The 12,886-nt window shown below is 45.1% G+C and carries 11 protein-coding genes; 6 read left to right on the top strand and 5 right to left on the bottom strand.

Annotated elements, in window-relative coordinates; all coding sequences use genetic code 11:
- Window positions 1-3 precede the first annotated feature (3 nt).
- From R2S67_RS17970 to R2S67_RS17950, 5 genes are all read right to left on the bottom strand, one after another.
- A complete protein-coding gene (locus R2S67_RS17970) occupies window positions 4-1,509 on the bottom strand; it encodes an inactive transglutaminase family protein (protein ID WP_005390741.1) in 1,506 nt (501 codons plus the stop codon).
- A gap of 11 nt (window positions 1,510-1,520) precedes the next feature.
- A complete protein-coding gene (locus R2S67_RS17965) occupies window positions 1,521-2,267 on the bottom strand; it encodes an ATP-dependent zinc protease (RefSeq protein ID WP_012841986.1) in 747 nt (248 codons plus the stop codon).
- A 276-nt stretch (window positions 2,268-2,543) separates the two neighbouring features.
- On the bottom strand, window positions 2,544-3,515 hold the full coding sequence (cmoB, locus tag R2S67_RS17960) for a tRNA 5-methoxyuridine(34)/uridine 5-oxyacetic acid(34) synthase CmoB (protein WP_012841985.1): 972 nt from the start codon (window positions 3,513-3,515) through the stop codon (window positions 2,544-2,546).
- A gap of 85 nt (window positions 3,516-3,600) precedes the next feature.
- Window positions 3,601-4,338 (bottom strand): carboxy-S-adenosyl-L-methionine synthase CmoA, encoded by a 738-nt coding sequence (gene cmoA, locus R2S67_RS17955; RefSeq protein ID WP_048626189.1) that lies wholly within the window; start codon window positions 4,336-4,338, stop codon window positions 3,601-3,603.
- A 93-nt stretch (window positions 4,339-4,431) separates the two neighbouring features.
- Window positions 4,432-5,265 (bottom strand): DUF72 domain-containing protein, encoded by an 834-nt coding sequence (locus R2S67_RS17950; protein ID WP_317346177.1) that lies wholly within the window; start codon window positions 5,263-5,265, stop codon window positions 4,432-4,434.
- Between the two features lie 306 nt (window positions 5,266-5,571).
- Here R2S67_RS17950 and aspS point away from each other — a divergent pair, with 306 nt between their 5' ends.
- The 6 genes from aspS to cydA all read left to right on the top strand — a co-directional run bounded on the left by aspS (window position 5,572) and on the right by cydA (window position 12,871).
- The gene (gene aspS, locus R2S67_RS17945; RefSeq protein WP_253651466.1) at window positions 5,572-7,350 is read left to right on the top strand and encodes an aspartate--tRNA ligase; all 1,779 of its coding nucleotides are present in this window, start codon (window positions 5,572-5,574) and stop codon (window positions 7,348-7,350) included.
- Window positions 7,351-7,492: 142 nt separating this feature from the next.
- Complete coding sequence (locus R2S67_RS17940) at window positions 7,493-8,239, top strand: YebC/PmpR family DNA-binding transcriptional regulator (RefSeq protein ID WP_048626191.1); 747 nt, start codon at window positions 7,493-7,495, stop codon at window positions 8,237-8,239.
- Between the two features lie 91 nt (window positions 8,240-8,330).
- Window positions 8,331-8,852 (top strand): crossover junction endodeoxyribonuclease RuvC, encoded by a 522-nt coding sequence (gene ruvC, locus R2S67_RS17935; RefSeq protein ID WP_012841980.1) that lies wholly within the window; start codon window positions 8,331-8,333, stop codon window positions 8,850-8,852.
- A 67-nt stretch (window positions 8,853-8,919) separates the two neighbouring features.
- Window positions 8,920-9,531 (top strand): Holliday junction branch migration protein RuvA, encoded by a 612-nt coding sequence (gene ruvA / locus R2S67_RS17930; RefSeq protein WP_012841979.1) that lies wholly within the window; start codon window positions 8,920-8,922, stop codon window positions 9,529-9,531.
- 287 nt (window positions 9,532-9,818) lie between these two features.
- Window positions 9,819-10,823: a Holliday junction branch migration DNA helicase RuvB gene (ruvB, locus tag R2S67_RS17925; RefSeq protein WP_031780162.1), complete on the top strand. Its 1,005-nt coding sequence runs from the start codon at window positions 9,819-9,821 to the stop codon at window positions 10,821-10,823.
- Window positions 10,824-11,284: 461 nt separating this feature from the next.
- Window positions 11,285-12,871, top strand: coding sequence for a cytochrome ubiquinol oxidase subunit I (gene cydA, locus R2S67_RS17920; protein WP_104971476.1), 1,587 nt, complete (start codon window positions 11,285-11,287; stop codon window positions 12,869-12,871).
- The last annotated feature ends 15 nt before the right edge of the window (window positions 12,872-12,886 follow it).

The following is a 12,886-nucleotide window of genomic DNA, read 5'->3' as shown; positions in this document are numbered from 1 at the left end:
CGTTTAGTCCTCCGCTAGTGGTTTGAAACGACGTAACTCAGTTAGACGGTAACCTGTGTAAGTACCTAGCAATAGAATACCGGCCAGAACAATCAACTGTAGACCAATGAAATTAAAGGTTAGGTGCTGAATGTATGAGTTCGTCATCGCTAAGTAAACCAATACTGCGGTGAGCAGTGAGCCCCCACCTTGCAGAGCAACTTCTTTCGCGCCTTCTTCTTCCCATAGGATAGACATACGTTCAATTGTCCAAGACAAGATGATCATCGGGAAGAACGTAATTGTTAAGCCTTCCGTTAAGCCCATCTTAAATGCGACTACTGTGAACACCGAAATGATCATAATAACGGTAATAATGACCGCTGATATCCGTGCTACAAGCAGTAAGTTCAACCTCGATAAGTAACTTCGAATAATCAAGCCTGTGCCAACGATCAGTAAGAAACCGACAATACCCGTTAATAGCTGGGTTTGAACAAATGCAACAGCAATCAGTACTGGCATGAAAGTACCGGATGTTTTTAGACCGATAATCACACGCAAGAACACCACGATAAGGGCACCGATAGGGATCAGCATGATGGTCTTAAACATTGCTTGTTCTTCAAGAGGCAAGCTATGAATTGAAATATTCAGCAGCCCATCAGCTTCTATCTTGTTGTTCGTCGCTTGCTGTGGAGTCATTTCTTGCTTGATCATTGAGAAATGAACTTGGCTATTTTTACCACCAACAAGATCAAGCAGGGATACATTCGACTCATCCCAAACTAATAAGTTTGGTTTCACGGCTTTCTGTTCGGAATTTGGTGAGAACAGTACCCAATCTTTACCTGACCAAACCTGAACCATTGGTTGAATGGTTTGGCGTCGACGGCCATCTTCTAGTTCGATAACACCGACAGTTTTGCTCTGTATACCTGCGGTAAGCAAAATATTATGTAGTGCATCAGTACGGCTGAAGTCATTCAGTAGTAGCGATGAGTTTTGACTGTCTGGGTCATTAAGCGCTTTGATGAGTTCACGAGTAAAGGTCACATTGTCGGCAGAACGACTCATCGCACGCTCAACAAGGGCATTTGCCGCCGCAGCTTGTGGCGCTGATAGAGTTGGTGGCGTAATGTCTTCAGTTGGTGGTAGAGGCGTAACTTTAGCCTGAGGGTCCACTAAGAACTGCGCTTTGTAGTAAATGGTTTGAGGACCTTTGGCTTGACGAATTGACCACTCGGCACGACGTCCAGAATCAGAATTAATGTAGGAAACGCCATAACCAGAAGAGGAAGCGGATTCACCGATAAGCGTATAACCACTTTGTGTATGAGGTGCTGCGAGTGAAGCTTTGACTTCATTGCCGTTAGCATTGAACTCAATACGTGCCTCTACATCCCATACCTGACGAGTTTCGCCTGGTGTCCAAGGCACGCCGTAGTTTTCATGTCTGAAAACACTCAAAGCAATGCCCGCAATCACCAATAAGATGATTGAAAGGTAAAACGGTATTTTTGACGTCATAATCTACCTTATTATTTTTTATCTTCGTCCGTTTGGATATAGGTACGACTTACATCGACAAGTGCGATGTCGCGCATAAATTCTCTACCCAGTAAAATAGGATGGTTCATATGCGAGCGATCTGCCAACGTAAATTGCGCTTTTTCATGAATTTTTCCAACGCGCACCCAAAGTTCGACTACAGCGCGACGTTCTAGTTCTTCACTGGTAACTTGGCGAATTTTTACGTAACGAATGACTGGCGCTTCGATCCAAGTATTTTTTTCTTCTTCAGATTTACTGGTATCTGCCAGGTGGAATCGAACCCAGTTTTTGCCGTTTCTTTCGAACTCTTCAATATCAACTGCATTTAAAGATGAGGTTGCGGCACCGGTGTCGACACGTGCATCAAAAGTCTGCTTAATGGAGTCGATAGTGACCTTTTCAATTGAGCCAAGGACAATATCATGAGTTGGTGTTGGTTCCACAGGAGCAGGAGATTGGACAATAATCGGCTCTTTTGGCTTTTTCACTTCTGCCATTGCTTCATCACGAAATGTCAGAAGTTCAACCTGTAGTTTATCGACTTGTTCTTCAAGGCTGTCGATATAGTCCGATTGGTTGCTGAGCTGAAGCTCTAAGTTAGTAATGCGATTATTGACATTCGCTTCTGAAGTTTGAATAGCCGCTAACGTTTCTTGGTGGTACTGTTCGCCTTTGGTTAGTGAGCATCCAGATAGTAAGGCGATGGCAACAATCGGGGTCAATCGTAATAACATTGAAAACCTTGGGATTGGATTAAGTTGTTTATTTTTTAGGAGTTTAGCTCATATCGATAAAGCCTCACAAGTAAGAATGTTTCTCTATTACTTATTGTTTGAGGAATAGTGATGAAAAGCTAAAAATCAAGGACATAAAAGCGCATCCTTATTTAGAGCGTGCTTATGTTTTGATGTAACAAATGGACTCGAAAAACAAACACGCTCAGTACGAGGAAAGAGGGTAATGTCTTAACTCGTAAAATGAGTTAAGACAATGTCAGGAATCTCAGCGAATTATGGTTTGCGAGCGACAAGAACCGCGCGGCGAGGGGCAGGGTAACCTTCTACAGTCTTGCTTGGGTCGTTCGGATCTAGATAGTCTGGTAGAGAGTTATGCGTCATCCAATCTGTGGTACGTTGTTCATCAACCGAAGTGACGTTTTCATCAACGATGCGCACATCTTCAAATCCTACCAACTCTAACCATACTTTCAGTGCTTTTGCTGAAGGGAAGAAATAGACATTGCGCATTTGTGCGTAACGAGAAGTTGGAACCAACACTGAATTCTCATCACCTTCAATCACTAGTGTTTCTAGTACGAGTTCACCACCAGACACTAATTGATCTTTTAGCTGCACCAAGTGATCCAGTGGAGAGCGACGGTGGTAAAGCACGCCCATGCTGAATACCGTGTCGAACGCTTCTAACTTAGGTAGTTGTTCAATACCCAATGGCAGTAGGTGCGCACGTTGGTCATCTCCCATTAGTTTACGAATTGCTTCGAACTGAATTAGGAACAGGTGAGATGGATCGATACCGACGGTTAAGCGTGCACCTTCACCCAGCATACGCCACATGTGGTAGCCGTTACCACAACCAACATCGAGTACGCTGCGGTTCTTTAATGGAGAAATATGCGGAAGCACGCGGTCCCATTTCCAATCACTGCGCCACTCAGTATCAATATGAATGCCGTGTACGTGGTATGGCCCTTTGCGCCACGGATGGAATGTACGAAGTAAGTTCTCTAATTTCTTCAGCTCACCTTCATGGAAAGGAGTGTCGTTGCTGATGGTCACTGAATTCTTGATGTCAATTTGATCCGGTGAGCCTTCTGGAATCTTGTTCAGTGCTTTCAACCAGCGACCAAAGTCACCGTGCTCTGCATTTTGCCAATCCGTTAGCTGTTGTGGTAGCACATTGAGCCAAGGTTGAAGACGTGTGTCTTGGGCAATCAATTGGTAGAAGTTTGCAAAGTTAAACATAGTTAGTTAATCGCTGAGTTGATGGTATTAAAATTATTAAATAACAGCCTAAATCGGCGTGATTCAGGGCCTTTGTATGCAAGGTTTATTTAATTGCGAACATAGAGCCAAAGTTAAAGCATTGGAACCAAACATCGTAGCTAGAAAAGCCAATTTTAGCGAAACGCTCTTTATGCTCTTTCTTTGAATCTGGGCGCATTACGTTTTCTATCGCGCTGCGCTTTTGGCTGATTTCTAGTTCGCTATAACCATTTGCACGTTTAAAGTCGTGGTGAAGGTCAATTAATAGCTCGTTTGACACTTCATCTTCGAAGACGAATTTCTCCGACAAAATCAAAATTCCGCCTGGACGTAGACCCGCGTAGATTCGTTCAAGCAGGGCGTAACGATCGTCTGGAGAAAGAAATTGCAGAGTAAAGTTCAGTACGACAACTGATGCGTTTTCAATATCGATATTACGAATATCCGCTTCAACCACATCTACAGGAGTATCGCTTCGGTACGCGTTTACATGCAATTTGCAACGCTCAACCATTGCAGGTGAATTGTCGACCGCAATGATCTTACAGCCTTCTTGTTTGATATGACGACGCATAGACAGCGTAGCAGCACCCAAAGAGCAACCTAGGTCGTAGATGTTTGAGTGAGGTTTTACAAAACGCTCTGCCAGCATACCAATTGCAGAAATAATGTTGCTGTAACCCGGCACTGATCGTTGAATCATGTCAGGAAATACTTCCGCTACGCGTTCATCGAACGTGAAATCCCCAATTTTATCGATTGGAGCCGAAAAAATAGTATCTGGATTGCTCTTAGGGTTCATAACCAAGTCTCTGCATACAAGCCGCCTGAAAACGTCAGGCACCAAAAAAGGCGCGTATTTTATGGGAATTTCACGCCTCTGTCATGTGTTGCGTTAGAACATCTGCAACTGCGAGTTGCCATCGTTAGCCGGGAAAGATGCCAAGTCAGGAAGTGTTATACGCTTTTGTATGTCTTTATACAGATTGGCTGCCAACTCCGGCGCAATTATATTGTCCGCAGTATGGATCATGACATACGGCTGTTTACCTTCTGCAATCCATTGCGGCAACTTGCTGAGCCATGGTGTAAAAAACTCGTAATTTTGCTGTTCTTCTGGATGACCAATAAAGCGAATCAAAGGGTGTGAAGCGGTAGCAATGGCGTGGACTGGTACTCTTGGTTTTTTCATTTGCGCATCAATGACCGCTTCATTGTCTGGCTTAGCGGCAAAGACAGGGCGGCTATCCATAATAATGCGGTCAATGTTATTTTCTACTAACCATTGGTTAAGCGCTCGCTCTTCTTCACCTTTGGAGAAAAATGCCATATGACGAACCTCAACACCAAGAGGGAAGTTAGGTGGAAAGCTCTCACAGAACTTTTTCAGTCGATCAAGGTGCTCAGGACCAAATGCGGCTGGCAATTGAATTGTCCATTGCCCCACACGGTCATGCAACGGCTCCATAACTTTCATGAAGTCTCTCAGTTGTTCGCTGCAACCTCTTAGCATTTGCTCATGAGTGATGGCTTTAGGAAGTTTGAAAGTAAAGCGAAAATCATCGTGGGTTGCTGCTCTCCAGTTCTGCACCGTGTTGAGCGTCGGCGTGGCATAAAATGTCGTGTTGCCTTCTACGGTATGGAACACCTGTGCATACTTTTCTAAACGTTCAGCGGGCTTTGTCCCGCTGCCGTAAAAGCTTTGCTGCCATTGATTATGCGACCACATTGTCAATCCAAGTCGAAGAGGTAAGTTATCCATTATTCTTTACTGCTTGCTACTCGTGTGAATACTTTACGAGAGTTTTGCTGAAATAGGTAATTTCACGCTATAATCCCCACCAATTTTTTCGCTTTGGTGCGCTTTTGAACATTTGTTGTACTAAAAAGCACCAGTGAATGATAAAACACACTTAATTGTATGTTGAGTAGTCGATTTTCGTGGACATTCAGCGTATAACTGAATCTTTACTCTGCTTGGCAATGAGGCTGACAGAGCGTAGTTAACAACATTTGAGAGATTGGGAATTTCATTATGCGTACCCATTACTGTGGTCACCTGAACAAGTCCCTTGCAGGACAAACTGTAGAACTTTGCGGCTGGGTTAACCGTCGTCGTGATTTAGGCGGTCTTATTTTTATTGATATGCGAGATCGCGAAGGTATCGTTCAGGTAGTTGTTGATCCAGATATGGCGGATGCGTATGAAGTGGCTAACACACTTCGTAATGAATTCTGTATCAAACTAACGGGTGAAGTACGCGTTCGTCCAGAAAGCCAAGCAAACAAAGATATGACAACAGGTGAAGTTGAGATCCTTGCGACAGGTCTTGAAATCATCAACCGCAGTGACGTTTTGCCTCTAGACTTCAACCAAAAGAACTCTGAAGAGCAACGTCTGAAGTACCGTTACTTAGACCTTCGTCGTCCAGAAATGAGTGACCGCATCAAGCTACGTGCTAAAGCATCTAGCTTTGTTCGTCGTTTCCTAGATGACAACGGCTTCCTAGATATCGAAACACCAGTACTAACGAAAGCGACACCAGAAGGCGCGCGTGACTACCTAGTACCTAGCCGTGTTCACAAAGGCAGCTTCTACGCGCTTCCTCAGTCTCCACAGCTATTCAAACAGCTTCTAATGATGTCTGGTTTTGACCGTTACTACCAAATCGTTAAGTGTTTCCGTGATGAAGACTTACGTGCTGACCGTCAACCAGAATTCACTCAGATCGATATCGAAACGTCATTCATGACGGCTGAGCAAGTACGTGAAGTGACGGAAAACATGGTTCGCGATATGTGGCAAGAGCTACTAAACGTAGACCTAGGTCAGTTCCCAGTAATGCCATTCAGCGAAGCGATTCGCCGTTTCGGTTCTGACAAGCCAGACCTACGTAACCCACTAGAGCTAGTAGACGTTGCTGACCTAGTGAAAGACGTTGAGTTCAAAGTATTCTCTGGCCCAGCAAACGACGAGAAAGGCCGCGTTGCCGTTATTCGCGTTCCAGGTGGTGCATCTTTGACTCGTAAGCAAATTGATGGCTACGGTGAATTCGTTGGTATCTACGGTGCGAAAGGTCTAGCTTGGATGAAGGTTAACGACCGTGCTGCAGGCATGGAAGGTATCCAATCTCCAGTCGCTAAGTTCCTAAACGAAGACGTGATCAACGGCATCCTAGATCGCACTCAAGCGGAATCTGGCGACATCATCCTATTTGGCGCTGATAAAGCGGGCATCGTTGCAGAAGCTATGGGCGCACTGCGTCTGAAGCTAGGTAAAGATCTAGAGCTAACTGACGAATCAGCATGGGCTCCACTATGGGTTGTTGACTTCCCAATGTTCGAAGAAGATGACGAAGGCAACCTACACGCGATGCACCACCCATTCACATCGCCTCTAGGTGTGACTGCGGAAGAGTTAAAAGCGAACCCAGCTGCGGCAAACTCTAACGCTTATGATATGGTTCTAAATGGTTACGAAGTTGGCGGCGGTTCTGTTCGTATCCACAACGCAGATATGCAAGAAGCCGTATTTGATATTCTAGGCATCACACCTGAAGAGCAACAGCTTAAGTTCGGCTTCCTGCTTGATGCACTGAAATTCGGTACGCCTCCACACGCTGGTCTTGCATTCGGTCTTGACCGTCTAGTGATGCTGCTATGTGGTACTGAGAACATCCGTGATGTTATTGCATTCCCGAAAACAACAGCAGCGGCGTGTCTACTAACAGACGCACCAAGCATTGCGAACCCAGCAGCGCTAGAAGAGCTAGCAATCGCAGTGACTGCAGCGAAAGAAAAAGACGCAGAATAAGCGCACAACATTTGAAGAAAACTCCCGCAACTGCGGGAGTTTTTGTTTAAATAAACCCAAGAAACTTCCAAAGCAATTTCCCAAGCAACGCTTTTTAGCTCATGTTTGCTATTAAGCGTCAAAATACATTAAAAGGTGAATTATGGCAGGTCATAGTAAATGGGCGAATATTCGTCACCGTAAAGCAGCGCAAGATGCGAAGCGCGGCAAAATCTTTACCAAATTAATCCGTGAAATCGTTGTTGCGGCAAAAGAGGGAGGCGGTGAGCCAGAAAATAACCCACGTTTGCGAGCTGCAATTGATAAAGCGTTGTCTAACAACATGACGCGTGACACTGTCAACCGCGCTGTCAGCCGAGGTGCTGGCGGTGAAGGCGACGACAATATGGAAACCGTAATCTATGAAGGTTATGGTCCAGGTGGCACTGCGGTCATGGTCGAATGTATGACGGATAACCGAAATCGCACAGTATCTGGCGTACGCCATGCGTTCTCGAAGTCAGGAGGCAATCTGGGTACGGATGGTAGTGTAAACTATCTTTTCGACAAGAAAGGCGTGATCTCATACGCCCCAGGTTTAGATGAAGATGCGGTGATGGAAGTGGCGTTAGAAAGTGGCGCTGATGACATCGAAACATCAGAAGATGGCTCGATTGATGTTTACACCGCGCCAAGCGATTTTGGACTCGTAAAAGATGCCCTTGATGCTGCAGGTTTTGAGGCGGAGAACGCCGAAGTGTCGCTTATCCCTTCAACGAAAGCAGAACTGGATGTGGGCACTGCGCCAAAACTGCTTCGTTTGATTGACGCTTTAGAAGATCTGGACGATGTTCAGGAGGTTTATCACAACGGTGACATCTCTGACGACGTTGCAGCCTCTCTAGAGTAAACTCAATGTGCAGTGAGCGGTATTCGCTCCGAAATTAGAAAGTAATAATAAGAAATTGAGGTCGCATTCGGCCTCATTTTTAGGAACATTCATGTCAATTATTTTGGGCATTGACCCAGGTTCACGCATTACCGGTTATGGGGTCATTCGTCAAAATGGACGCCATTTGCAATACCTTGGTAGTGGCTGTATTCGTACTTCAGAAAAAGAACTTCCGGGCCGTCTTAAGCAGATTTACGCTGGCGTCACGGAAATCATTACTCAGTTTCAACCGGACGTATTTGCGATTGAACAAGTGTTTATGGCTAAAAATGCGGATTCAGCATTAAAGCTTGGCCAGGCTCGTGGCAGCGCAATTGTTGCTGCGGTGAATGCAGAGTTGCCGGTATACGAATACGCCGCGCGTCTTATTAAGCAAGCTGTAGTCGGTACTGGTGGTGCGGACAAAGCGCAAGTTCAGCATATGGTTCAGCAGATGCTTAAACTGCCCGCCAAGCCTCAAGCGGATGCAGCCGATGCTTTAGGTGTGGCGATTTGTCATGCCAATACGAACAAAACTCTCGTTGCCTTAGCGGGCAAAGCAACCAGTGCCAGAAAAGGGCGCTACCGATAAAATTAACTGGATGTCTATCCAGTTCTTTATTATCCTGTCGCAAATTCATTTCCAAAGAGTATTTATAGTGATTGGACGTCTTCGTGGCACACTGATTGAAAAACAACCACCTGAAGTATTAATTGAAGTTAATGGCATTGGTTATGAAGTCCAGATGCCAATGAGCTGTTTTTACGAGCTGCCAAATGTTGGCGAAGAAGCCATTATTTATACTCACTTTGTCGTCCGTGAAGATGCACAATTGCTATACGGTTTCAACACAGTAAAAGAACGAGCACTTTTCCGTGAAGTGATCAAAGCCAATGGCGTTGGTCCTAAACTCGGTCTTGGTATTCTCTCTGGTATGACAGCAACGCAATTTGTTACTTGTGTGGAACATGAAGACGTTTCTACGCTGGTTAAGCTTCCAGGCGTTGGCAAGAAAACCGCAGAGCGATTGGTTGTTGAAATGAAAGACCGCTTGAAAGGGTGGGGCGCTGGCGATCTATTTACACCATTTACGGATGCTGCTCCTGCGGATTCTGGTGCGACATCCAACAACGCGGAAGAAGAGGCAATTAGCGCGCTTCTAGCTTTGGGTTACAAGCCGACTCAAGCGTCGAAAGTGGTGTCTCAAATTGCTAAACCGGACATGAGCAGTGAGCAAATGATCCGTGAAGCTCTAAAATCAATGGTGTAACGCTGGTTTCACAGTGAGCATTTGTTCAAGATAACTCATTCTCTAAGGTTAATGCCAATCGCTTAACGATATTTTTGTGTCATTCCAGCGAGCCTTGGTGAGACTAGGAATCTAATAGCAGAGCGCTGAGCGGTTAATGAAACAATTTTGACCATAAAGTGCTCGGATAGAAGATCCTGTATCACGCTCGTTCGTCGCTGTACAGGATGACGAGATACAGAAATATGCCACTTGCTGTTAAACGAGCGGCATTATTCTCTCAGGTAACCATTTTTCAAGGTAAAAAGATGATTGAAGCCGATCGTTTAATCGCGCCAGAAAACCCTGCCTTTCGTGATGAAGATGTCATTGATCGTGCTATTCGACCAAAGAAGTTGGCGGATTACCAAGGTCAGGACCACGTTCGTGACCAAATGGAGATTTTCATCAAAGCTGCTCAGTTACGTAGTGAAGCTCTTGATCACCTGTTAATTTTTGGCCCTCCGGGTTTGGGTAAAACCACGCTAGCAAATATTGTCGCCAACGAGATGGAAGTAAACATCCGTACTACTTCAGGGCCAGTTCTTGAAAAAGCAGGCGATTTAGCCGCGTTACTAACCAACCTAGAAGAAAATGACGTTCTATTTATTGACGAAATTCACCGCTTAAGCCCGATGGTTGAAGAGGTTCTGTATCCGGCGATGGAAGATTATCAACTGGATATTATGATCGGTGAAGGTCCGGCCGCTCGTTCTATCAAGATCGATTTGCCGCCGTTTACTTTGATTGGTGCAACGACCCGAGCAGGCTCTTTAACGTCACCATTACGCGACCGTTTTGGTATTACTCAGCGTCTTGAGTTTTATAAGATAAAAGACCTACAAGATATTGTGCAGCGCAGCGCGGATTGTTTAGGTTTGTCAATGGAACCTGAAGGCGCCTTGGAAGTGGCAAGACGTGCACGTGGCACACCACGTATTGCTAACCGTCTACTACGTCGTGTTCGCGATTATGCGGAAGTGAAAGGAAATGGTCACATTTGTGCAGAGGTTGCCGACAAAGCGCTGAATATGCTTGATGTGGACGCCGAAGGTTTCGATTATATGGACCGCAAACTGCTACTCGCAATTATGGAGAAATTTGGTGGTGGTCCGGTCGGACTCGATAACATGGCGGCAGCGATAGGTGAAGAAAAGGATACTATCGAAGACGTTCTTGAGCCTTATCTTATTCAGCAAGGTTATTTACAACGCACTCCACGTGGAAGAATCGCGACAGATCGTGCGTATTTGCATTTCGGAATTGAAAAATAAGATTCCCGCGCTGGGCCTTTGCGGCCCAGCGCTTCATTAAAGTTGACCAAACTCACATTTTTTGAATTTCTTCTCATACCAGTTTAGTAAGTAAAAAGCATTGATTGTTAACTCTATGTTTGCTCGCAACTGGTTAATTTCTCTCCTGATTACTCTCTCTTAACATCTGTATCTAATACTGGTTGATCTGGATCAATGTGATGGATTTTTGTGCAAATTCCGCGCATAAACATTGATGTATATCAAAGCGCATTCCGGCTATAAACCTTTTGAAACAATCTGTTTTTACAAGTAATATTAGCCCTAGCTATATTAGCTGATGCTTAACAATTAACTAACCAATGAAGCACATTTTTGCAACAATGAGTTGTGATAATTCAACATTTTTCAAGTGTAAATAACACTTGAATATGGATTGCAATATGTAGAGAGTGTCATTCAGCCGACACATAGGAGTTACCATGATTGACGTAGTTGATCTATCGCGGTTGCAGTTTGCACTGACAGCGATGTATCACTTCCTATTCGTACCATTGACCCTTGGTATGGCCTTCCTTCTGGCCATTATGGAATCGATGTACGTAATGACGAACAAGCAAATCTACAAGGACATGACCAAGTTCTGGGGTAAGCTATTCGGTATTAACTTTGCACTTGGTGTGGCGACAGGCCTTACCATGGAATTCCAGTTTGGTACGAACTGGTCTTACTACTCCCACTATGTAGGTGACATCTTCGGTGCGCCGCTAGCGATCGAAGCCCTTGTCGCATTCTTCCTGGAGTCAACTTTTGTTGGTCTATTCTTCTTCGGGTGGGATCGTCTATCTAAACGTCAACACTTAGCGGTTACTTGGCTTGTGGCGCTGGGCTCTAACTTCTCTGCACTTTGGATTCTTATCGCAAACGGCTGGATGCAAAACCCAGTAGGCGCGGACTTCAACTTCGAAACCATGCGAATGGAAATGGTGAGCTTCTCTGAAGTTGTACTAAACCCAGTTGCTCAGGTTAAGTTCGTGCATACGGTTGCTTCTGGTTACACTTGTGGCGCAATGTTTATTCTAGGCATCAGTTCATACTACCTATTAAAAGGTCGTGACATTGCGTTTGCTCGTCGTTCATTTGCTATCGCTGCATCTTTCGGTATTGCAGCTATCTTATCTACCATCGTTCTTGGTGACGAATCTGGCTACGAGCTTGGTGAAGTTCAAAAAGTGAAGCTTGCTGCAATTGAAGCAGAATGGCACACAGAGCCAGCTCCAGCAGCGTTTACGTTATTTGGTGTTCCTAACCAAGAAACCATGCACACAGATTACGCAATCAAGATCCCTTACGTAATGGGTATCATCGCGACACGTTCTTTTGATGAGCAAGTAACAGGTCTTCGTGACCTACGTGATGAGCACGTCGATCGTATTCGTGACGGTATGTACGCTTATGAACTTCTAGAGAAGCTTCGTGCGGGTGACAAGTCAGAAGAAAACATGACTGCGTTTGACGAAGTGAAAGGTGACCTAGGCTACGGTCTACTTCTAAAACGCTACACAGACAATGTTGTTGATGCGACAGAAGAGCAAATCCAAGCTGCTGCGGACGATTCAATCCCAACAGTATGGCCGCTATTCTGGTCATTCCGTATCATGGTTGCTTGTGGTTTCATCATGCTATTCGTTTTCGGTGCGGCATTTGTTCAAACGTGTCGTCAGAAGATCGAACAGAAACAATGGATTCTTAAAGCTGCACTATTCAGCATCCCACTACCGTGGATTGCGATTGAAGCGGGTTGGTTCGTCGCTGAGTACGGTCGTCAGCCATGGGCTGTTGGTGAAATTTTACCAGTGCATGTTGCAGCTTCTGCACTAACTGCTGGCGAAATCTGGACTTCACTATTCGCAATTCTGGCGCTATACACGGTATTCCTGGTTGCAGAAGTTTACCTAATGTTGAAATTCGCTCGTAAAGGCCCAAGTAGCCTAAAAACGGGTCGCTACCACTTCGAGCAAAATGCTGACTCTGTTGAAGACAAAGTTAGTCGCCAAGTAGAAGCGTAAGGTAAGGAGATAACA

It is taken from the genome of Vibrio sp. T13N (assembly GCF_032970445.1).
GTDB lineage: Bacteria > Pseudomonadota > Gammaproteobacteria > Enterobacterales > Vibrionaceae > Vibrio > Vibrio diabolicus.
Note: the sequence above shows the minus strand (reverse complement) of the source record. Positions and strands in the feature narration are given on the sequence as shown.